Below are 20,346 nucleotides of genomic sequence, written 5' to 3'. Positions count from 1 at the left end.
ACCTCCGATAACACCGGGTGAAAGTGAACAGCAGTAGAACGACCCGTGACCGAGGTACAAAGAGGTGTTCCTGGTCGTATGAATACCGCGTAAGGGCGATCCTAGAGAGATGAGCTATCGCGTATGTGTGGTGTGCATGGGGAATATCTGCAGGTCACCGATGGCGGAGGTGGTGCTGCGCAAGGCCCTCGCCGATCGGGGGCTGGCCGATCGCGTCGTCGTGGAGAGCGCGGGGACCGGCGGCTGGCACGAGGGAGACCCCATGGATGAGCGAGCGCTGCACATCCTGTCCGACCACGGTTACGACGGCTCCACGCACCGGGCCAGGAAGTTCACCAAGGACTGGTACGACAGGTATGACCTGGTCCTGGCCATGGATCTGGACAATCTTGCCAATCTGCGGCGGATGGCGCCCGCCGGCGTGGAGGTGCGTCTGTTCCGCTCGTTCGACCCCGCGGCACCGCCTGGTGCCGAAGTGCCCGACCCCTACTACGGGGGGCGCGAGGGGTTCGAGGAGGTCCTCGCGCTGGTCGAGTCGGCCGCCGAGGGCCTGGCGGAGCACATTGCCGATGAGATCGACTGAGGACCTGGGCTCATCCCACGGTTGGCGCCTGCAGCGGGGCGTGCTCGACGACGGGCGGCAGGTGTTCGCGAAGACCGGCGTTGTTTCCGAAATGTTCACTTCGGAGGCGGCCGGGCTGAGGTGGCTCGGCGAGGCGATCGCGGTTCCCGAGGTGATCGAGGTCGGTCCCGACCGGCTCGTGTTGTCGTGGGTGGAGCAGGAACGCCCGACCATGGCGGCGGCCGAGCGGTTCGGGCGGGAGCTGGCCCGGCTGCATCGCTCGGGGGCCTCGGGCTTCGGGGCGCCGTGGCCCGGGTTCATCGCCGAGTTGCCGATGGACAACGCGCCGTGTGACGACTGGCCGGCGTTCTATGCCGAGCGGCGGGTCCTGCCCTTCCTACGTCAGGCGCACTTACCCGCCTCGGACGTGGCCGCCGTCGAGCGGGCCGTGGAGCGCTTCGCCGAGGTTGCTGGGCCGCCCGAGCCGCCTTCGCGGATCCATGGGGATCTGTGGAGCGGGAACGTGCTGTGGTCCGGCGGGTCCGCTGTGCTGGTCGATCCCGCCGCGCATGGAGGGCATCGGGAGACGGATCTGGCCATGATGGCGTTGTTCGGGCTGCCGTACCTGGATCGGGTGCTGGGGGCGTACCAGGAGGAATGGCCTCCGGCGGACGGCTGGAGGGAGCGGGTGCCGCTGCACCAGTTGCATCCGCTGCTCGTGCACGTGGTGCTGTTCGGCGGGTCCTACCGGGACAGCCTGATGGAGGCAGTACGGCGGGTGCTGGCTCTCTGACGATCAAGGATGAACGGCACCTGAACGCCGCCCCCGAGCAGGTGTTGTCATCGCGTGGTGCGGTTGAGGCGGTGGATGACCTCGTCGTGCAGGACGCCGTTGGTGCAGACCAGGCTGCCACCCTCGAGACCCCGCACCCCGGCGACGTCCGTCCAGACCCCGCCGGCCTCCTCGACGATCACCGTGAGCGCCGCCATGTCCCACGGCGACAACTCGGGCTCCGCGGACAGGTCCACCGAGCCCTCGGCGACCATCATGTGCGACCAGAAGTCGCCGTACGCCCTGGTCCGCCAGCAGGCGCGGCCGAGGTCGAGGAAGTTGTCGAGCTTGCCGGTCTTCTCCCATCCCCCGAAGCTCGAGTACGAGAACGACGCGTCGTCCAGGTCGGACACCGAGGAGACCCGCATCCTGGACGCCTTCGTCAGGCTCTTGCCGGTCCACGCCCCGCCCTCGGCCGCAGCCCACCAGCGCCGCCCGAGCGCCGGAGCGGAGACCAGGCCGACCACGACCTTGCCGTACTCCATGAGCGCGATCAGCGTCGCCCACACGGGCACGCCGCGTACGTAGTTCTTGGTGCCGTCGATGGGGTCGATGATCCACGACCGGGCGCCCCACCCGGTCTTGCCGAACTCCTCGCCCACGACCGCGTCACGCGGCCTGGCCCGGCGCAGCGTGCCGCGGATCGCCTCCTCCACGGCGCGGTCGGCGTCGCTGACCGGCGTGAGATCTGGCTTGGTGTCGACCTTGAGGTCGACAGCCTTGAACCGCCGCATGGTCATGTCGTCGGCGGCGTCCGCCATGACATGCGCGAGGCGTAGATCATCGGAATAACCCTGCACGATCGCCCACGCTACCTTGTCGGGTATAGAGAACATCAGTCACAGACGGCGCTTTTCTGGTAACTCCTCTTTCTATTACTTGCCAGTAACATGTCCATCATGTCGCACGATGTCGGCGCTTTGCTGCTCCAGACCGTCCCTTTTGCCCGCACCCTGGGCATCACCTTCGACTCCGTGGGGGACGGCCAGGCCGTTTCCCGTCTGCCCGATCGTCCGGATTTGCACAATCACGTGGCGGGCCCGCATGCCGGAGCGCTGTTCACACTGGCCGAGTCCGCGTCGGGAGCCGCGATGCTGTCCGTGCTGGGTGATCAGCTGGAGCGGGCGGTTCCGCTGGCCACGTCGGCGACGATCGAGTACCGGAAGCTCGCCAAGGGCGAGGTTTATGCCGAGGCCCGGCTGCTGGCGACCAGGGATGAGGTGGTCGCCCGGCTGGACGCGGGGGAGCGGCCGGTGTTCGACGTGGCCGTCGACATCAAGAACGCCGACGGCGCCTTGGTGTCCACCCTCACCGTCACCTGGACCCTCCGCCCCAACACCTGAACCCCCGGCTCTCGGCGATCCGGGTCACGCGGTCACGGCACAAGCCGGGGCCGCGCAGCTCAGGTTCGGCGGTTCGTCGTCAGGGAGCATCTCGTCCCGTCATTCGTCGATGCGACGCTTCCCGCGTCTGTTGCACCGCCCAGCGAGCCAGCCGGCCCGTGATGCGCCGCCTCCTCCGGGCGGGGACTTGCGCCGAGGTGGAAGGGGCGGTGCGGCATTTCGCCCCGAACCTCCTCCGGAGGGCTTGTGCCGAGGTGGTAGGTGCGGTGCGGCATTTCGCCCCGAACTTCCTCCGGAGGGCTTGTGCCGAGGTGGTAGGTGCGGTGCGGCATTTCGCCCCGAACTTCCTCCGGAGGGCTTGTGCCGAGGTGGTAGGTGCGGTGCAACATTCCGCCCCTTCCGGGCCTACTTCAGGGAGGGACTTGCGCGGAGGTGGAAGGGGTGGTGCGGCATTCCACCCCTTCCGGGCCTACTCCGGAGGGCTTGCGCTGAGGTGGAAGGGGTGGTGCGGCATTTCGCCCTGGGCCTCCTCCGCAGGGGTCTGTGCCGAAGTGCGGTGGGCGGGGGATGCGGCCAGTCGGGGTGGCGTGTGGAGACGAGGTCAAGTGCTTGGGGGCTCGTCCAGGGTGCCCTCACGGCTGGACAGGAGGCGGCGGAGGGACTCCAGGCGGGTGGGGTCGGCGTTGCCCGCAGCCGCCCAGGCGTCCAGCGCGCAGCCGTCGCCCAGGTGCGTGCACCCCTTGGGACAGGTGACCGTGCCCTCCACCAGGTCAGGGAACGCGGCCAGGACCGTTTCCACCGACACATGAGCCAGGCCGAAGCTGCGGACCCCGGGCGTGTCGATGATCCAGCCGCCGTCCGGCAGCTCCAGGGCCACGGCGGAGGTGGAGGTGTGGCGGCCGCGGCCGGTCACCGCGTTGACCTGGGAGACGGCCCGGTTGGCGTCCGGGACCAGGACGTTGACCAGGGTGGACTTGCCCACGCCCGAGTGGCCGACCATGACGCTGATGCGGCCGGTCAGGTGCTCGCGGAGCTCCTCCAGCGGGCCGCCCTTGTGGACGACGACGTGCTGCACGCCCAGCGGCTCGTAGAGGGCTATCAGCTCGTCCGGCGGGGCGAGGTCGGACTTGGTGAGGCAGAGCAGGGTGTCGATCTCCGCGTCGAACGCCGCTACCAGGATCCTGTCGATCATGCGCGGCCGGGGTGGCGGGTCGGCCAGGGCGGTCACGATGACGAGCTGGTCGGCGTTGGCCACGATCGGGCGTTCGATGCCGTCGGTATCCTCGGTGTCGTCGGCCGAGCGGCGCAACATCGAGGTGCGCGGCTCCACGCGTACGACCCTGGCCAGGCTGTCAGGGCGGCCGGAGACGTCCCCGACCAGGGCGACCCTGTCGCCTACGACGATGCCCTTGCGGCCCAGCTCGCGGGCCTTCATGGCGACCACGAGCCGGTGTTGCTGTTGCTTGCGTTTCTGGGCCGACCCCTTGGGGCGTTCGAGCTCGACCAGCGTCGTGTAGCGGCCGCGGTCGACCGCGACCACGAAACCTTCGACGGCGTCCTCATGCGCAGGACGAATCCGAGTCCGCGGCCGTGAGCCTTTGCCCGGCCTGACCCGTACGTCGTCCTCGTCGTACTCCCGCTTTCTCAGCGGTCTGCTCCCATACGCTTGCTTCCCTTCCATGGATGGGTCGATGGATGGCCGGCGCGGAGGTGACCGCAGGGGATGCGGCCCGCGCCGGTTTTCGGTTGTGGGCGCCGCCCAAGCGTGGCCGGGTGGCGTGGTGGGGGTGGATCCTCGCGTCGGTATGCGGGCAGCGTGCTAGCACGTGTCGCACATGTCCGACGTGCCCGCAGCATTGGTCGTGAAACCAGCCGGGCCTCGGGTCCGGTCATCGTGGGACCGGCTCCGGTTTCAGGCGTGGGGTCCCGGTCATCGTGCTGCCAGCATGGCCGTCCACATCTGGACGAACTCCGGGAGGGTCTTGGCGGTGGTCGCGATGTTCTCCACCTCCACGCCGGGCACCCGGAGGCCGATCACGGCGCCGGCCGTGGCCATGCGGTGGTCGTCGTAGCTGTGGAAGGTCCCGCCGTGGAGCGGGCGTGGGCGGATGACGAGGCCGTCCTCGGTCTCCTCCGCGTCGCCGCCCAGGCGGTTGATCTCGGTGGCGAGCGCGGCGAGCCGGTCGGTCTCGTGGCCGCGCAGGTGGCCCACGCCGCGGATGCGGCTCGGCGTCGCCGCGAGCGCGGCCAGGGCGGCGATCGTCGGGGTCAGCTCGCCGACCTCGTGGAGGTCGGCGTCGATGCCGGAGATCTCACCCGTGCCCGAGACGACGAGGTCGGTGACGCCCGCGCCGGGGGACTCCGCCCTGGTGACCGTGCCGCCCATGGCGGTCAGCAGCCCGCGCAGCGCGTCGCCCGGCTGCGTTGTCCGCAGGGGCCAGGCCGGGATGGTGACCGTGCCGCCCGTAACGAGGGCCGCGGCCAGGAACGGAGCCGCGTTGGACAGGTCGGGCTCCACCGTCAGATCCCTGGCCGCGATCGGCCCGGGCTCGACCCGCCAGACGTCGTGCTCGCTGTCGTCGACCGTGACGCCGGCCGCCCTGAGCATCTGCACGGTCATCTCGATGTGCGGCTGCGAAGGCACCGGCGGGCCCACGTGGCGGATCGTGATGCCCTTCTCGAACCGCGCCGCCGTCAGCAGCAGACCCGAGACGAACTGCGACGATCCCGACGCGTCCAGCGTCACCTCGCCGCCCGTCAGCGGCCCGCTGATCGTGAACGGCAGCGCGTCGTTGTCCACCCGCGCCCCTAGCGCGCGCAGGCCGTCGAGGATGGGACCCATCGGGCGTTTGCGCGCGTGCGGGTCGCCGTCGAAGGAGACGGGGCCGTCGGCGAGGGCCGCCATCGGCGGGACGAACCGCATGACCGTGCCCGCCAGACCGGCGTCGATGGCGGCGCCGCCGCGGATGGGACCGGGCGTCACGTGCCAGTCCACGCCCGCGGTGGTCTCCTCGCCGGCCGTCAGCGTGGCGCCCAGCGCGCGCAGCGCCGCCACCATGAGGTCCGCGTCGCGGCCGCGCAGCGCCTTGCGCACGACGCCAGGGGCCTCGGCGAGTGCGGCGAGGACGAGCGCCCGGTTGGTCACCGATTTGGAGCCGGGCAGCGAAACGGTGGCGGTGACAGGGGCGGTCGCGGCCGGCGCGGGCCAGTGCGAAGTGGACATGGTCAAAGGGTACTTGGGCGCGGCAGGACAAGGTCACAGCCTGTGGATAACGACTACGCGGCGGAGGCAAACATGCGAGCGAAAGCCGTACGTGGCACTGTGGGGTCATGTGCGGTAGATACGCGTCGGCGCGCAAGAAGCACGAGCTGCTCGAGGAATTCCAGGTCGAGCAGGACGCCGAGCCCGACAAGGAGCTCAACGCCGACTACAACGTCGCCCCTACCAAGAATGTCTACGCCGTCCTGAGCCGCGTCCCTAAGGACGCCGAGCGGGCGGTGCGGCAGCTCAGGGTCGTCAAGTGGGGGCTGGTGCCCGCGTGGGCGAAGGATCCGTCGATCGGGTCGCGGCTGATCAACGCCAGGATCGAGACGGTGGCCGAGAAGCCGTCGTTTCGTCAGGCCTTCGCCAAGCGCAGATGCCTGCTCCCGGCCGACGGCTACTTCGAATGGATGCCGGTCGAAGGCGAGAAAAAGAAGAAGCAGCCGTACTTCATCCATCCGGAGGACGGCGGCGTGCTGGCCATGGCGGGCCTGTACGAATTCTGGAAGGATCCGTCGCGGGATGACGACGACCCGCTGAAGTGGCTCGTCACCTGCACCGTCATCACCACCAACGCCGAGGACCACTTGGGCCGCATCCACGACAGGATGCCCATGATGATCGAGCGGGAGCGCTGGCAGGAGTGGCTCGACCCCAAGCTCACCGACACCGAGCAGGCCTCGCGGCTGCTGATTCCGGCCGAACAGGGGCGGCTCACGGCGTACGCGGTCTCGACGGACGTCAACAACGTCAGAAACAACGGGCCCGACCTCATCAAACCGCTGCCTGATGGGGAGGAAACGGCGCTTTTCTAAAGGTGTAAGAAGCGCGGTAAGTGGGCATTCGGTGAGGAAAGCGATGCATCCGTTTACTCGGTGTCACCGCCACAAAAGCCCCTAATTGCCACCGGGCGGGACATCCGGGGAGTCCTCGCTGCGGGTTGCCCTCTTTTTACCCGGAGGTGCGGATTCGTGGACGTCACGACCGCTCGTGAGCGGCTGGAAGAGATGCTCGCCGAGCTGGATCGCTCGATCGGGGTGCTCCAGGGAGATCCTGTCGCGGTACGCGAGTATTCGGCGGCCGACGCAGGCTCGGACCTGACCGACGCCGACCGTGCCCAGGCCATGCTGACCGTGGCCACCGCGCAGCGACGCGCCGTGATCGAGGCGATCAAGCGCATCGAGGAAGGCGTGTACGGCAGCTGCGTCGACTGCGGCAAGCCGGTGCCCGAGGGCCGCCTGGAGGCGCGGCCCGAGGCGGCGCGCTGCGTGCAGTGCCAGTCCAAGCAGGAGCGCCGCCACTAAGAGGCCGACGCCGGGAGCCGGCCGCCGGACACGAAGAACGGCGGATCAGCTCTTGCGGGCGCTGGCCACCAGGTGAATGCCGACCGTGTCGTCGTCGTCCGGGTGGGCTTCGAGCTCCGTGCGCACGAGCCAGGTCAGGGACCGCGCGTCGGAGCCGAGCACGTGGTCCACCGTGGACGGCGACAGCACCGTGCGCGGCCGCATCCACTCCACCTCCAGCCCGGCGCCGATCAGCAGCTCACGCAGCTGCGTGCTGCTGAAGCAGCGCGTGATGCTGCCGTCCGGCCAGGGCACGAGCATGACCTCGCCCGTCTGCCGCAGATGTTGCCACTGCTCCTGCTCGGCCAGGATCGCCATGCCCAGCACCAGCGAGTCGACGCACACCAGCGCCCGCCCGCCCGGCCGCAGCACCCTGGCCACGTCGTTCATCGCCGACTCCGCCATGAGCTCGATCGACATCACCCGCTCCTCGGCGAGCACCGCGTCCACGCTCGCGTCCGGCAGGAACGACAGATCGTCGGCGCGTATGTGGCGGACGCGGTCGGCGTCCCGCAATCGGGACTGCCCGTCGACGGTGCGGCGGAAGTCGAGCAACTCGATCACCCGATGTCCCGCCCTGGCCGCCTGGCCGGACCATCGCCCACGGCCGCCGGACAGATCGAGGATCACGGAGGGGTCGGCGGGAAGCCATCGGTTGAGTTGTTCGGCGGCGACGGCGCGGTAGAACGTCCAGTACGGCCCGAGCGTCCCTGAGCCGTTGAGTTCCTCGGCCGGAATGGGCAGCACACGCGACTCCTGGGTTCCGGAAAAAGGGCTACCAGCCGGTACGTATGACGTTCCCCGCACCGGGTCCTTCGTACCTTCTATCTTGCGGGAACAGACAGCGGCGCGGGGGTGTTGCGACGAGCATGCTCACATTGGTCGACCCCCTACCTGATGCCCGGCCCGTACCGGAGCAACGGGTATCCTCCCCTGAGTACGGTGTCCTGCCACAGCCGGTCACCGGTGATCTTAGGGGGGTGGGTCCGGTGCCCGCGACAAACGCGGAGACGCTGGAGCAGCGAAGCGAGCGGTTCGAGCGAGACGTCATGCCCTATCTCGAGCAGCTCTACTCCGCCGCGCTCCGGATGACCCGGAATCCGTCGGACGCGGAGGATCTCCTGCAAGAGACCTTCGCCAAGGCGTTCGCCTCGTTCCATCAGTTCCAGCAGGGCACCAACCTCAAGGCGTGGCTCTACCGGATCTTGACGAACACGTTCATCAACAGCTATCGCAAGAAGCAGCGTGAGCCGAAGCAGTCCGGCACGGAGGAGATCGAGGACTGGCAGCTCGCCAGGGCGGAGTCGCACACCTCGAGCGGCCTGAAGTCGGCCGAGGTCGAGGCGCTCGAGCACCTGCCCGACGGGGACATCAAGCAGGCGCTGGCGGCGCTGCCCGAGGAGTTCAGGATCGCGGTCTATCTGGCCGACGTCGAAGGCTTCCCCTACAAGGAGATCGCCGACATCATGGGCACGCCGATCGGCACCGTGATGTCGAGGCTGCACAGGGGACGCAGGCAGCTGCGGGGCCTCCTTGAGGATTATGCTCGCGAGCGTGGCCTGGTCCCGGCGGAGGGATCGAAATGAGCTGTGGCAACCCGCACGACACCGACTGTCGCGAGGTGCTGGACAAGGTCTACGCCTATCTCGACGGCGAGCTGACGGACAGTGACGTCGTCGAGATCCGCGTGCACCTCGACGAATGCAGCCCGTGCCTGAAGGAATACGACCTGGACAAGGCGATCAAGCAGCTCGTGCACAAGCACTGCGGCTGCGACCCCGTCCCGGCTGACCTGCGTTCCAAGGTGCTGGCCCGCATCGCTCAAGTGAGGGCCGAGCTGGCCGACTAGGATCTACCCCATGCGTGTGTTGGTCACCGGGGGTGCCGGGTTCATCGGTTCGAATCTCGTCGATCGTCTGCTCACGGACGGTCATGAGGTGGTGGCGGTGGACGATCTATCGTCGGGGAGCATGGCCAACCTGGCCCAGGCCGTCACCAATGACCGGTTCCGGCTGCACGAGCTGGACGTGCGCGATCCGGCTCTGCCCGATCTGACGGCCGAGCTGCAGCCCGAGGTGATCTGCCACCTGGCGGCGCAGATCAGCGTCCGCAAGAGCGTCGCCGATCCGGGGCACGACGCCTCCGTCAACGTCGAAGGCACCGCGCGCGTGCTGGCCGCGGCCCATGTGGGGCGGACGCGCAAGGTGCTGTTCGCCTCGTCCGTGGCCGTCTACGGCCGGCCGAGCACGATTCCGGTGCCGGGCGACGCGGCCACCGACCCGCGCTCGCCGTACGCCGCCTCGAAGCTGAGCGGTGAGATCTACCTCGCCATGTTCCGCGCCCTCTACGGCCTCGAATACACCACGCTCGTGCTCTCCAACGTCTACGGCCCGCGCCAGTCGCCGGAAGGCGAGGCCGGCGTCGTGTCGATCTTCACAGACGCCCTGCTCAACGGCACGCCCACCGTCGTCTACGGCGACGGCAGCCAGACCCGCGACTACATCTACGTCGATGACGTGGTCGACGGCTTCGTGCGGGCCTGCGGCCAGGCGGGCGACGGGCGCAGGTTCAACCTGGGCACCGGCATCCAGACCACCGACCGGCGGCTGCATGCGCTGATCGCCGACGCCGCGGGCGCGGCCGACAAGCCGGGTTTCGCGCCGCCGCGTCTGGGCGACCTGCCGGCCATGGCGGTCGACCCGGTGCCGGCTCACGAGGGGCTCGGCTGGCAGCCGCGCACCGACCTGGGCACGGGGATCAAAAACACCGTGGAGTGGGCCAGATCACATCGCCGCTCGTAGTGGCTTGATTACGCTTTGCTTGCGATTTCCCGCTCTGCCGGTGCGGCCACGTCGTCTTCTGTAGCGTGAACCCCAGAAAGTCGACCTGGAGGCATGTCGATGTTGAAGGAAATGGTCGCCCGGCTGCTCACCGCCATCGTGCTGATCACCCCGGTGGTGATGGCCATCGGCGGGGCGCTGCCTCCTGGAGTGTCCTGGACCTGATCAGACCGTAGGGGGCCGCAATGCGTGACCTGCCATGGCCGGCGCGGGTCTATCTGGTCGCCGTGTTCGGCGCGGCGGCCGCTCTCGTCGTACGCGGCGCGATCACCTCCGGTGCTCCGGTGGCCCAGGAGGATCTCGACGTCCTGCTGGTGCTCGCCCTGCTCTTCCTGGTGTGCGAGTCGATGCCGACGCTGCTCAACGTGGAGCAGTTCGCGGTCTCGGTCAGCTTCTCCGCCTCGCTGGCCGCCGTCGTGCTGATCGGACCGGTGGGCGCGGCGCTGGTGGGGCTCATTGCCGTGGTGAGCGTGCGGCCCGGGCTGCCGCTCATCAAACGGCTGTTCAACGGCGCGCAGTTCGCCATCTGCGGCTATGTGGCCGGGCAGGTCTACGTGGCGCTCGACGGAAAGGTCGGCGTGCCGGAGGTCAACGCGTTCGACGACCTCATCGGCCCCTACGCGGCGGCCACCGCCGTGTTCGTGCCGCTCAACATCGCGCTGACGCTCACCATGGTCGCGCTCGCCACCAGGGTGCGGCCCGCCGAGGTGCCGCTGCGGGGCATGGTCCAGTTCGTGCTGTCCTACCTGGGTTACGGCACGTTCGGGCTGCTCGTGGCCGGGCTCTGGGCGACGGTGCAGTCGATCTCCGCGGTGCTGGTGCTGGTGCCGCTGTTCGTGGCGCGGTGGGCGTTCGGGCAATACCACGCGCAGCAGCGCTCCTACGACGCCACGATCGCCGCGCTCTGCCAGGCCGTGGAGACCAAGGACTATTACACGCGCGGCCACTGCACGCGCGTCTCGCTCGCCTCGTCCATGATCGCCCATGAGATCGGCATGGGGCTGGAGCGCGTGCGTGCCATCCGGTACGCCGGCATGCTGCACGATGTGGGCAAGCTCGGCGTGCCCACCAAGGTGCTGCAGAAGGAGGGTCCGCTCACCGAGGAGGAGTTCGCCGCGATCCAGCTGCATCCCATGCGCGGGCTGGAGATCGTCCGCGGCATCGGCTTCCTCGACGAGGCCTACGCCGGGATCATGCACCACCACGAGAAACACGACGGCACCGGTTACCCCATGGGGCTGGCCGGCGACGAGATCCCCGAGTTCGCCAAGGTCATCGCGGTCGCCGACGCGTTCGACTCGATGACCTCGGACCGTTCCTACCGCGGCGCCAGGCCCGTGCCCGAGGCCGTCGAGGAGCTGCGCAAGAGCGCGGGCACCCACTTCGACCCCGTCATGGTCGCGGCCTTCATCCGCGCGCTGGAGCGCGAGCCGTGGCAGCCGCCGCGCCGCGTCGAGCCGCCGCCCGACCCGGCGGAGGCCCCGATCAAGGACCACGACGATCCGACCATGCCGATCCAGGTCGTGACCGGGCCATGATCACCACGGAACGCGCCGGGCGCACCGAACGAACCACTGTCCTGCGCAGGCTCGACTCGGGACAGCTCCTGCTCATCTGCGCCGCCGGCCTGGTCGCGGTCGCGGGTGTCGCGCACACGGCCGCGGTCGGGCTCGACCGGCCGGAGATCGCCGTCGGGTTCGGCGCGCTGATCGCGGTCGGCGAGCTGGCCAGGCTCACCATGCCGGGCAACAGGGAGGTCGCGCCCATCGGCGCCGCGGCGGCGCTCGGCTACACGTTACTGCTCGACCTGAGCCAGCATCAGCTGGAGCACTCGGCCCTGCAGGTCGTGGCCGTGATCGCGGTCGGCATGCTGGCGGGCGCGCTGCCGCACCTGGCGGTGGGCCGTCCGCCGCGCCTGGACGCGATGGCCCGCCGTCTGCTCACCGGCGCGTTGCTGGCCTTCGCCTTCCGCCCGCTGGCCGACCCGCTCTACGACCTGGCCAAGCCGCCCACCAGCACCTGGTGGCCGGCGCTCGCCGTCATGGTCACACTCTTCGTCGCCAGCCTGCTGATGGACGTGCTGATCGCGGCCTGGCTCAGGTCCGAGCAGGTACGCACCGCGTTCCGGGTGGCGGTGCGCGACGAGATCAACATGGCCCTGCCGCTCGGCGCCGCCGTGGGCTCGTCAGGGGTGTTGCTCGCGCTGGCCACGCACAGCATGGACCTGGTCGCGCTGCTGGTGTTCGCGGCGCCGCTGCTGGTCACGCAGGTGGCCTTCCGCAAATACGCCGGGATCCGTGCCACCTACCTGCAGACCGTGCGGGCGTTGTCCCGGGTTACCGAGGTCGGCGGCTATGTCGAGCCCGGCCACTCGCGCCGGGTGAGCCGCCTGGCCGTGGCGATCGGCAGGGAGCTGGGCATGGCCGAGCCCGAGCTGCTCGAGCTGGAGTACGCCGCGCTCATGCACGACATCGGCCAGCTGTCGCTGCGTGACCCCATCCCCGGCGGCGCCACCGTGCTCAGCGAGCCGGAGCAGGCGCGCCGCATCGCCGAGCTGGGCGCTGAGGTGATCAAGCAGACGGGCGTGCTGGACCGGGTGGCGGAGGTGGTCAGACGCCAGTGCGACCCGATCGCCGCCGACCCGCCGCTGTCGAGCCGCATCATCAAGGTCGCCAACGCCTACGACGACCTGGTGGGGCCCTCGACCGACCGCGACCGCGCGGGCGCCGCGCTGGAACGGATCCGGTTCGCCCCAGGCGGTGCGTACGATCCGCACGCGCTGGAGGCGCTGGCCCGCGTGATCGACCGAGGTCGTCTGTAGGACCACAGCCGTAGATCGCGCCGGTGTCGCGGCGATGAGTCTGCCGGCGCCCACAGGTCTACCTCCCGACCGAGATGAGCCGACCACCTCATAGGGAGTAGACATGGGCCTCATCCACATCGAAATGTTCGCCACCCTCGACCTCGTCGGGCAGGCGCCCGGCGGCCCCGACGAGGACCCGGAGGGGTTCCCGTTCGGCGGCTGGCAGGCGCCCCTGTGGGACGAGGTCGCCGGGGCGCAGGTCGGTGCCGCGTACGAGGGCACGGACGCCCTCCTGCTCGGCCGGCGGACGTATGACATCTTCGCGGCCTTCTGGCCGCACCAGGAGGGCGGCCAGGACAATGAGATCGCCACGCTCTTCAACAGCGTCCCGAAGTATGTGGCCTCCCGCGGCAGGCCCGACCTCTCGTGGGCCGGGTCCACGCAGCTCGGCCCGGACCTGGCCGGCGCGGTGCGCGAGATCCGCGACCGGCACGAGCACGTGAAGGTCGTCGGGAGCCTGAACCTGGTGCAGACCCTCCTGCGCGAGAAGCTCTTCGACCGTCTCGACCTCTGGGTGCACCCGATCGTGCTCGGCGTCGGGAAGAAGGTGTTCGACGGTGGCGCGGTGCCGACGAACGTCACACTCCTCGAACCGCCCGTAGCCGGTCCGAAGGGCACCGTGTACCTGCGCTACGGGCTCGCCGAGGGCACGCCCGGGACGGGGGACATGAGCGCCCGCTGAGCTACGCGCAGCGACCTGATCGCCGTCATCGAGTGGCGCGGGCCAGGAACTTCGCGCGGTCGACCACGACGCGCTCGATCGTGCCCCGGCCCACGACGGTGCGTTTGTCGTGGGCCTCGAAGGAGAAGACCAGCCGCCGGCCGTCGACCTCGGTCAACTCGACGCCGATCTGGACGTGCCTGCCCAGCGGGCTGGCGGCCAGGTGCTCGAGCTCGACCCGCGTGCCGACGGACGTCTCGCCGGGCGCGAGGTGCTGCTCGATCGCGCGCACGGTGGCCGCCTCGGCCAGCGCGAGCAGCCGGGGCGTGGCCAGCACGGGCACGTCGCCGCTGCCGGCCCGCTTCGCGGTGTCCTCCATCTCGACCATGATGAGCAGCTGGGAGCGGAGACCCGGAGCAAGCGTCATGGGATCAGCCTACGGGAGGCCGCACCAACCAAGAGGGCCCCTGACTTCCCGGAAACGCGGACAAGTACCGTCGTAAGGCCGCAGGATAGGCTTTGTACGGCTTAAGACATATGAGTGGCATGTGAGACTAGTGAGTCGTACACTCTCTGAGTTCCGTGACCGCTGTGTTACCTCACCGCGATAAAGGTTCGCTTTGTTGGACAACTGCGGGGTTGAAGAGGTTACCGAGGTAGGGGGTAGCGGGGGGATCATGGTGGCCCAAGGGACAACACTGGCGGGGCGGTATCGGCTTGATACCCGCATCGGCGCCGGTGGCATGGGCGAGGTGTGGCGTGGCGAGGACATCGTCCTGGCCCGCACCGTCGCCGTGAAGGTGCTGCTTCCGGGCCGCATGGAAGATCCTGGCTTCGTCGCTCGCTTTCAGGGGGAAGCGCGGGCGATGGCCACGATCAACCACGCCGGCGTCGTCGACGTCTACGACTACGGCGTCAGCGGCGACACCGTCTACCTGGTGATGAAGTTCGTGGACGGCGAGCCGCTCGACCGGCTGCTGTCCAGGCTGGGCAGGATTCCGCCGCAGGCGGCCATGGAGCTGATCGCGCAGGCCGCGTCGGCGCTGCAGGCGGTGCACGACCAGGGCATCGTGCACCGCGACGTCAAGCCGGGCAACCTGCTCGTGCAGCGTGACGGCACGCTGGTGCTGACCGACTTCGGCATTGCCCGCTCCGACCTGGCCAACCGGCTCACCGACGCCGGCATGGTGCTCGGCACGGCCGCCTACTGCGCCCCGGAGCAGGCCGAGGGCGCGCCCGTCACGCCTGCGGTCGACATTTACGCGCTCGGCGTGGTCGCGTACGAGTGCCTCGTGGGGCAGCGGCCGTTCGACGGTGACAGCGCGGTCACGATCGCGCTCAAGCACATCCGCGAGGCCCCGCCGCCGCTGCCGCCCGACATCCCGCAGGCGGTGCGCACGCTGGTCGAGATCGCTCTGTCGAAGGACCCGGCCAGGCGTTATCCGACGGCCAAGGCCATGAGCGAGGCGGCCCGCGCGATCGCCAGAGGCCAGGCCCCCGAACCCGTGCAGCCGCCGGTCACCGGGGCCACCATGGTGCCGCCGGCGGACTACCCGGCGCACCAGACCGGACAGTACGCCGCGGGCCCGCACCAGACCGGACAGTACGCTGCGGGCCCGCACCAGACCGGTCAGTCCGACGCCGACCCGTACCGGACCGGCGTGCGCATGGCCGGCCCGGAGGAGACGACGGTGGCCGAGCGGCGCGGCCGCCGCGCCGCCAAGGCCCCGCGCAGGACCGGCCTGATCGCCGGCATCGCCGCGGTGGTCGTGCTCGGCGCGGGCGCCACCGCAGTCGCGCTGACCGGCATGACCACCGGCGACCCGACGCCGACGAACACCGCGGCTCCCGCCGCGAAGGAGAGCACGCCCAAGAACACGCCCAAGCCGTCCACCACGAAGCCCAAGCCCAAGACCACCCCGACACCGGATTCCAGGCCGACGACCAACCGGCCCAGGCCCACGAAGACCGAGAAGGAAGAGACCCCGACTCCCACGCCGTCGAAGACGCCTACCTCGACACCGTCGAAGACGCCGTCCGGCACGCCCACGCCGACCGTCAAGAAGGTGCTCGTGCCCAAGGTCGTCGGGATGCCGTTCCTGAAGGGCCAGGAGATGGTGGAGGCAGCCGGCTTCGTCACGCGAGTGATCGACTCCACCAGCACCACCGACGGCATGCGCTGCGGCAAGATCCAGAAGACCAATCCGGCTGGCGGCACAGCCTACGACGTGACCAAACCGGTCTCGCTGGTCGTCATCGACGGCGTCTGCTCGACGCCGTCGGCGACTCCCGGCGCCACCGCCACGCCGAAGTAGCGGCTATACGCCGGTGGTGCTGCGGGGGTAGGCGACCTGGGGGTCGGTCGCGATGTTCACCATGTACGGGATGCCCGAGTCGAACGCCCGGCGCAGCGCCGGGCCGATCTCCGACGGCTTGGTGACCAGCTCGCCCCCGCCGCCCAGCGCGGTCACGACCTGGTCGTAGCGGCACTGCGGCTGCAGGTCGGCGGCCACGTCGTAGCCGTACAGCAGCTGCATGGGGTGCTTCTCCAGGCCCCACATGCCGTTGTTGCCGCAGATCATGACGACCGGCAGCTTGTGGCGGACGAGGGTGTCGACGTCCATCAGCGAGAAGCCGGCCGCGCCGTCGCCGAGCAGCAGCACCACCTGGGAGGACGGCCGGGCCAGGCGGGCGGCGATGGAGTAGCCGAGGCCGGTGCCCAGGCAGCCGTACGGGCCCGGGTCGAGCCAGTTGCCCGGCTGCTTGGGCTCGACGTATTTGCCCGCGTAGGAGACGAAGTCGCCGCCGTCGCCGATCACCACGGCGTCCTCGGCCAGCACCTTGCCCAGCTCGCCGTAGATGCGCATGGGGTGGATCGGGTCGGAGTCCGAGGCCAGGAGTTCGGCGTCGCCCGCGATGGCCGCGGCGGCCGCGGCGGACAGCTTGGACACCCACGGGGCGTACGCGTCCGGCTTGACCCCCGCGTCCCCGCAGGCCGTGCCGAGACTCCAGAACACCACCGACAGGTCGCCGGCGGCGGACGCGGCCGGCCGCATGTGCGTGGCCAGCTGCGACGGCGCGTCCACGATGTGCACCACGCGGGCCAGCGGCGCGCCGTCCTTGCCGCCGAACCACCCGTAGCCCAGGCGGAAGTCGAGCGGCGTGCCGACCACGATCACCAGGTCCGCCTGGGCGAAGGCCTGCCCGCGGGCCCGGGTGACCAGCAGCTCGTGCCCCGAGGGCAGGACGCCGCGGCCCTGGCCGTTGGGGATGACGGGCAGCCGCCACGTCTCGGCGAAGTCACGCGCGGCCTCCTCGGCCCGGTCCATCCACACGTCCGAGCCGTAGACCAGCACCGGGCGCTCGGCCTCGGCCAGCAGCCGCGCGATCGCGGCCAGGTCGTCGGGGTCGGGCTCCAGCGGCGAGGGCGTCTGCGTCCGCACCTTGTGCACCGGCGAGGGGGAGAACAGGTGGTCCATATAGAAGTCGACGAAGACCGGCCCGCGATGGGGGGCGACGGCCGTGCGGAAGGCCGACTCGACCTCCTGGCCGACCGACTCGGCGTCGCTCGCGGTGAACGACAGCTTGGTGATCGGGGCCAGCAGCGGTGGGTGGTCCATTTCCTGCAGCGCGCCGCTGCCCCAGCGCGACTGGGGCGCGCGCCCGCCCATGACGACCACCGGCGAGCCGTTGAAGTGGGCGGTCGCGATGCCGCTGACGCCGTTGGTGATGCCGGGGCCGGCGGTCAGCACGGCCAGTCCCGGCCTCCTGGTCAGCCTGGCCGTCGCCTCGGCGGCGAACACCGCGCTCTGCTCATGACGTACGTCGAGGATGCGCATGTCCTCGTGCACGGCGCCGTCGTAGAGCGGGAAAACGTGCCCCCCGGACAAGGTGAACATGGTCTCGACGCCATAGGCCTTGGACACGGCGACGGCGGCGTCACCGGCGTGCTTCGCAGACTCCATGCCGGGGAACTTACCAACCAGTCACACGGGTAAACAGACCTTCAACGGTGGAACAAGGACACCGAGCCGTCCGTCGTCGTCGCGACGATCTTCCGCGACGACTCCCTGTCCCGCTTGATGCCGATGCTGGAGTTGGTGGCATCCACGCTCACGTTGTAGGCCCCTTCGGGCACGCCCACGGTGATGTCGCCTCTGGTCCTGACCACAGCCCTGACGGACGTCGGAGGGCTCGTGAACGACAGGTGCACCCGGCCTGAGCCGGCCTCCACGTCGGCCGCGTCCCCGTCGAGCCGCTCCCCCTCGATGCTCCCGGTGCCGGTCCTGGCCCACAGGGAGCCCGCGACGTCGTGGAGGCGGATGTCGCCGGAGACGGAGGTCAGGCGCAGGCTCCCGAAGGCCTCGTTCACGGCGAGCACGCCCTTGGTGGTGCCGGCCACGAGATCGGTCTCCGGCGGCACGGTGATCACATACTCGGCCCGGCAGATGGGGCCGTCCGGCTGGTCGGCGCGCGGGCAGACCGCCTCCAGCCGCAGAGTCGAGTCGGCGGCGTTCCAGTCCTCGGTGACGGTCGGCCGGTCCCTGGACCACCGCAGCGTTCTCTGGATCAGCAGCTCGCCGGCCTGGCCGGGCACGATGAACAGGTCCACCTGCCCCGAGGCCGCCGCGATCCTCACCTTGTCCTTCGTGAACGGGATCGACCGCAGCGCGGTGTCCACCGGCGTCCTGGCCCTGGCGAAGCCGCGCCAGATCAGCACCGAGGAGATGAGCAGCGCGATCACCGTCACCACGGCGCCGGCGGTGAGCCAGGCCGCTCTCACGGCAGACTCCTGATCTTCAGGAACTGCAGCACGGCGAGCACCCGCCGGTGGTCGCCCTCGGCCGGGGACAGGTCGAGCTTGGCGAAGATGTTGCCGATGTGCTTGCCCACCGCGCCCTCGCTGAGCACAAGCGCCTGGCCGATGCCGGCGTTGGACCGGCCCTCCGCCATCAGCCGGAGCACCTCGTGCTCCCTCGGCGTCAGACGCTCCAGCGGGTCGCTGTTGCCGCGCAGCAGGAGCTGGGCCACCACCTCCGGGTCGAGCGCGGTGCCGCCGGAGGCCACCCTGCGCAGCGCGTCGATGAACTCGGTCACGTCCGCCACCCGGTCCTTCAGCAGGTAGCCGACGCCGCCGTTCGCGGCCGAGGCGAGCAACTGGGCGGCGTAACGCTCCTCGACGTACTGCGAGAGCACGAGCACCGGCAGGCCGGGCTGCTGGCGGCGGAGCACGAGCGCGGCCCGCAGCCCTTCGTCGGTGTGCGTGGGCGGCATCCGGACGTCGGTGATGACCAGCTCAGGACGGTGCTCCTCGGCCGCCCGCAGCAGCCCCTCGGCCTCGTCCACGGCCGCCACGACCTCCATGCCCGAGGCATCGAGCAGCCGGATCAGCCCTTCGCGCAGGAGCACGGAATCCTCGGCGAGTACTACTCGCACGGCAGGTCCACCTCGATCGTCGTCGGGCCGCCGAGCGGGCTGGACAGCCGGAGCGTCCCGTCGACGGAGTCGATGCGCTGCGCCAGGCCCCGCAGCCCGGTGCCGCCGTCCAGCCGGGCGCCGCCGCAGCCGTCGTCGTACACGAGCATGTGCAGCCGGTCGTGCTCACGCCGCACGCGGATCTGGGCCTTGGTGGCCGCGGCGTGCTTGGCGATGTTGGTCAGTGCTTCGGACACGATGAAGAAGGCCACCGCCTCGATGGTCGGGGAGGCACGCCGATCGATGTCGACGTGCAGCTTCACGGGGAAGGGGGCGCGGGCGGCGACGCCGGACAGCGCCGCGTCGAGGCCCTGGTCGTTGAGCACGGCCGGATGCAGGCCGCGGACGAAGTCGCGCAGCTCCTTGAGTGCCTGCTTGGCCTCCTCGTGCGCCTGCGCGATGGCCTCCTTGGCCGGCTCGGGCAGGTCGGTCAGGGTGGCCCTGGCCAGGCCCAGGTTCATGGCCAGGGAGACCAGGCGCTGCTGGGCGCCGTCGTGCAGGTCCCGCTCGATCCTGCGGCGCTCGGCGTCGGCCGCGTCGATCACGCCCGCCCGGCTCTCGGTCAGCGTCTCGATCCGCTGCCCCAGCTCCGACCGGCTGGGGCCGAGCAGCGTACGGGCCACCGACAGGTCCAGCGCCGCCATGCCCCGCGCCAGGACCGGCGCGAGCAGCAGCAGCACAAGACCGACCACCATGAACATCATCACCACCCGGTCGTCCCTGAGGTCGATCACGAACTCCAGCGGCGGGCGCTGCAGCTTCGGTGGCAGGAACGACAACAGCCCCACGATCGCCCCGCCCCACGCCACCGCCACCAAGAACGCGGCTGCCATCCCCACGATCGGGGACAGCAGATGGTAGCCGATCTGCCGCCACGTGGCCGGACTGCGCCACTGGCTCGGCGTGCGCACGGGCGGGATGCGCGCACCGAGGAACGCCTCGAACCGGGAGCGCTGCACCCGGGTGAACCACGGCAGCCCACGCCGCAGCAGGGGAGGCGCCACGATCAGGACGAGCGTCAGCCCACCGAGCACGATGGCGACCGGCAGGCCGACCATCACGTGCGCCGTGTCGAGCCAGGCCCGTGCCGACCACGGACGGGGGACTTTCATGCCTCAACGGTATTGAGCAGTGGGGACGACGCGAAATAGGTCTGGTGTGCGGA

Annotated in this window: 21 protein-coding genes; 12 read left to right on the top strand and 9 right to left on the bottom strand. The window is 70.0% G+C overall.

What is annotated here, in order from left to right; all coding sequences use genetic code 11:
• Positions 1-109 precede the first annotated feature (109 nt).
• Together Q9G87_RS56630 and Q9G87_RS56625 are read left to right on the top strand one after the other, a co-directional pair.
• On the top strand, positions 110-583 hold the full coding sequence (locus Q9G87_RS56630) for a low molecular weight protein-tyrosine-phosphatase (RefSeq protein WP_305924993.1): 474 nt from the start codon (positions 110-112) through the stop codon (positions 581-583).
• Complete coding sequence (locus tag Q9G87_RS56625) at positions 570-1,355, top strand: fructosamine kinase family protein (protein ID WP_305924992.1); 786 nt, start codon at positions 570-572, stop codon at positions 1,353-1,355. Before Q9G87_RS56630 ends, Q9G87_RS56625 begins: the two co-directional genes overlap by 14 nt.
• Positions 1,356-1,402: 47 nt before the next feature.
• On the opposite strand, the gene hisN is transcribed toward Q9G87_RS56625, so the two are convergent.
• Complete coding sequence (gene hisN, locus Q9G87_RS56620; protein ID WP_305924991.1) at positions 1,403-2,194, bottom strand: histidinol-phosphatase; 792 nt, start codon at positions 2,192-2,194, stop codon at positions 1,403-1,405.
• A gap of 90 nt (positions 2,195-2,284) precedes the next feature.
• Between hisN and Q9G87_RS56615 the strand changes: the two genes are divergently transcribed.
• Positions 2,285-2,737 carry a DUF4442 domain-containing protein gene (locus Q9G87_RS56615; RefSeq protein WP_305924990.1) on the top strand — a complete coding sequence of 151 codons (453 nt, stop codon included), beginning with the start codon at positions 2,285-2,287 and terminating at the stop codon, positions 2,735-2,737.
• Positions 2,738-3,338: 601 nt separating this feature from the next.
• On the opposite strand, the gene rsgA is transcribed toward Q9G87_RS56615, so the two are convergent.
• Positions 3,339-4,418 (bottom strand): ribosome small subunit-dependent GTPase A, encoded by a 1,080-nt coding sequence (rsgA, locus tag Q9G87_RS56610; protein WP_305924989.1) that lies wholly within the window; start codon positions 4,416-4,418, stop codon positions 3,339-3,341.
• A 249-nt stretch (positions 4,419-4,667) separates the two neighbouring features.
• The gene (gene aroA / locus Q9G87_RS56605; protein WP_305924988.1) at positions 4,668-5,960 is read right to left on the bottom strand and encodes a 3-phosphoshikimate 1-carboxyvinyltransferase; all 1,293 of its coding nucleotides are present in this window, start codon (positions 5,958-5,960) and stop codon (positions 4,668-4,670) included.
• Between the two features lie 107 nt (positions 5,961-6,067).
• On the opposite strand from aroA, the gene Q9G87_RS56600 reads away from it, so the two are divergent.
• Positions 6,068-6,814: an SOS response-associated peptidase gene (locus Q9G87_RS56600; RefSeq protein ID WP_305924987.1), complete on the top strand. Its 747-nt coding sequence runs from the start codon at positions 6,068-6,070 to the stop codon at positions 6,812-6,814.
• 156 nt (positions 6,815-6,970) lie between these two features.
• Positions 6,971-7,303, top strand: a complete 333-nt coding sequence (locus Q9G87_RS56595) for a TraR/DksA family transcriptional regulator (RefSeq protein WP_305924986.1) — start codon at positions 6,971-6,973, stop codon at positions 7,301-7,303.
• 45 nt (positions 7,304-7,348) lie between these two features.
• Here Q9G87_RS56595 and Q9G87_RS56590 read toward each other — a convergent pair whose 3' ends face one another.
• The gene (locus Q9G87_RS56590) at positions 7,349-8,089 is read right to left on the bottom strand and encodes a class I SAM-dependent methyltransferase (protein WP_305924985.1); all 741 of its coding nucleotides are present in this window, start codon (positions 8,087-8,089) and stop codon (positions 7,349-7,351) included.
• A 233-nt stretch (positions 8,090-8,322) separates the two neighbouring features.
• Here Q9G87_RS56590 and Q9G87_RS56585 point away from each other — a divergent pair, with 233 nt between their 5' ends.
• From Q9G87_RS56585 to Q9G87_RS56560, 6 genes are all read left to right on the top strand, one after another.
• On the top strand, positions 8,323-8,928 hold the full coding sequence (locus Q9G87_RS56585) for a sigma-70 family RNA polymerase sigma factor (protein WP_305924984.1): 606 nt from the start codon (positions 8,323-8,325) through the stop codon (positions 8,926-8,928).
• Positions 8,925-9,191: a mycothiol system anti-sigma-R factor gene (gene rsrA / locus Q9G87_RS56580; protein ID WP_305924983.1), complete on the top strand. Its 267-nt coding sequence runs from the start codon at positions 8,925-8,927 to the stop codon at positions 9,189-9,191. The genes Q9G87_RS56585 and rsrA overlap by 4 nt, the downstream gene beginning before the upstream one ends.
• Positions 9,192-9,201: 10 nt before the next feature.
• Entirely contained in the window at positions 9,202-10,143 is a 942-nt protein-coding gene (locus tag Q9G87_RS56575) for an NAD-dependent epimerase/dehydratase family protein (RefSeq protein WP_305924982.1), read from the top strand.
• Positions 10,144-10,367: 224 nt separating this feature from the next.
• Positions 10,368-11,720 carry an HD-GYP domain-containing protein gene (locus Q9G87_RS56570; RefSeq protein ID WP_305924981.1) on the top strand — a complete coding sequence of 451 codons (1,353 nt, stop codon included), beginning with the start codon at positions 10,368-10,370 and terminating at the stop codon, positions 11,718-11,720.
• Positions 11,717-13,003 carry an HD-GYP domain-containing protein gene (locus tag Q9G87_RS56565; RefSeq protein ID WP_305924980.1) on the top strand — a complete coding sequence of 429 codons (1,287 nt, stop codon included), beginning with the start codon at positions 11,717-11,719 and terminating at the stop codon, positions 13,001-13,003. The genes Q9G87_RS56570 and Q9G87_RS56565 overlap by 4 nt, the downstream gene beginning before the upstream one ends.
• Before the next feature lie 103 nt (positions 13,004-13,106).
• Positions 13,107-13,727, top strand: coding sequence for a dihydrofolate reductase family protein (locus Q9G87_RS56560; RefSeq protein WP_305924979.1), 621 nt, complete (start codon positions 13,107-13,109; stop codon positions 13,725-13,727).
• Between the two features lie 25 nt (positions 13,728-13,752).
• Here the strand turns inward: Q9G87_RS56560 and Q9G87_RS56555 are convergent, their stop codons facing one another.
• A complete protein-coding gene (locus tag Q9G87_RS56555) occupies positions 13,753-14,133 on the bottom strand; it encodes a thioesterase family protein (RefSeq protein ID WP_305924978.1) in 381 nt (126 codons plus the stop codon).
• A 250-nt stretch (positions 14,134-14,383) separates the two neighbouring features.
• Here Q9G87_RS56555 and Q9G87_RS56550 point away from each other — a divergent pair, with 250 nt between their 5' ends.
• Positions 14,384-16,021 (top strand): serine/threonine-protein kinase, encoded by a 1,638-nt coding sequence (locus tag Q9G87_RS56550; protein ID WP_305924977.1) that lies wholly within the window; start codon positions 14,384-14,386, stop codon positions 16,019-16,021.
• 3 nt (positions 16,022-16,024) lie between these two features.
• Here Q9G87_RS56550 and Q9G87_RS56545 read toward each other — a convergent pair whose 3' ends face one another.
• From Q9G87_RS56545 to Q9G87_RS56530, 4 genes are read right to left on the bottom strand one after another with little or no spacing between them, the layout of a single operon-like run.
• Positions 16,025-17,671, bottom strand: coding sequence for an acetolactate synthase (locus Q9G87_RS56545; protein WP_305924976.1), 1,647 nt, complete (start codon positions 17,669-17,671; stop codon positions 16,025-16,027).
• Between the two features lie 41 nt (positions 17,672-17,712).
• Positions 17,713-18,489, bottom strand: coding sequence for a DUF4097 family beta strand repeat-containing protein (locus tag Q9G87_RS56540; RefSeq protein ID WP_305924975.1), 777 nt, complete (start codon positions 18,487-18,489; stop codon positions 17,713-17,715).
• Positions 18,486-19,142, bottom strand: coding sequence for a response regulator transcription factor (locus Q9G87_RS56535; RefSeq protein ID WP_305924974.1), 657 nt, complete (start codon positions 19,140-19,142; stop codon positions 18,486-18,488). The genes Q9G87_RS56540 and Q9G87_RS56535 overlap by 4 nt, the downstream gene beginning before the upstream one ends.
• Complete coding sequence (locus tag Q9G87_RS56530) at positions 19,133-20,293, bottom strand: sensor histidine kinase (RefSeq protein ID WP_305924973.1); 1,161 nt, start codon at positions 20,291-20,293, stop codon at positions 19,133-19,135. Before Q9G87_RS56530 ends, Q9G87_RS56535 begins: the two co-directional genes overlap by 10 nt.
• Between the last annotated feature and the right edge of the window lie 53 nt (positions 20,294-20,346).

The organism is Nonomuraea turcica (assembly GCF_030718205.1).
GTDB lineage: Bacteria > Actinomycetota > Actinomycetes > Streptosporangiales > Streptosporangiaceae > Nonomuraea.
This window is presented reverse-complemented; position numbering and strand designations above follow the sequence as displayed.

Coding starts and splice junctions, on each gene's coding strand:
- Q9G87_RS56630 (WP_305924993.1), top strand. CDS start 110: ATGAGCTATCGCGTATGTGTGGTGTGCATGGGGAATATCTGCAGGTCA.
- Q9G87_RS56625 (WP_305924992.1), top strand. CDS start 570: ATGAGATCGACTGAGGACCTGGGCTCATCCCACGGTTGGCGCCTGCAG.
- Q9G87_RS56615 (WP_305924990.1), top strand. CDS start 2,285: ATGTCCATCATGTCGCACGATGTCGGCGCTTTGCTGCTCCAGACCGTC.
- rsgA (WP_305924989.1), bottom strand. CDS start 4,418: ATGGAAGGGAAGCAAGCGTATGGGAGCAGACCGCTGAGAAAGCGGGAG.
- aroA (WP_305924988.1), bottom strand. CDS start 5,960: ATGTCCACTTCGCACTGGCCCGCGCCGGCCGCGACCGCCCCTGTCACC.
- Q9G87_RS56600 (WP_305924987.1), top strand. CDS start 6,068: ATGTGCGGTAGATACGCGTCGGCGCGCAAGAAGCACGAGCTGCTCGAG.
- rsrA (WP_305924983.1), top strand. CDS start 8,925: ATGAGCTGTGGCAACCCGCACGACACCGACTGTCGCGAGGTGCTGGAC.
- Q9G87_RS56575 (WP_305924982.1), top strand. CDS start 9,202: ATGCGTGTGTTGGTCACCGGGGGTGCCGGGTTCATCGGTTCGAATCTC.
- Q9G87_RS56570 (WP_305924981.1), top strand. CDS start 10,368: ATGCGTGACCTGCCATGGCCGGCGCGGGTCTATCTGGTCGCCGTGTTC.
- Q9G87_RS56565 (WP_305924980.1), top strand. CDS start 11,717: ATGATCACCACGGAACGCGCCGGGCGCACCGAACGAACCACTGTCCTG.
- Q9G87_RS56560 (WP_305924979.1), top strand. CDS start 13,107: ATGGGCCTCATCCACATCGAAATGTTCGCCACCCTCGACCTCGTCGGG.
- Q9G87_RS56555 (WP_305924978.1), bottom strand. CDS start 14,133: ATGACGCTTGCTCCGGGTCTCCGCTCCCAGCTGCTCATCATGGTCGAG.
- Q9G87_RS56550 (WP_305924977.1), top strand. CDS start 14,384: ATGGTGGCCCAAGGGACAACACTGGCGGGGCGGTATCGGCTTGATACC.
- Q9G87_RS56545 (WP_305924976.1), bottom strand. CDS start 17,671: ATGGAGTCTGCGAAGCACGCCGGTGACGCCGCCGTCGCCGTGTCCAAG.
- Q9G87_RS56530 (WP_305924973.1), bottom strand. CDS start 20,293: ATGAAAGTCCCCCGTCCGTGGTCGGCACGGGCCTGGCTCGACACGGCG.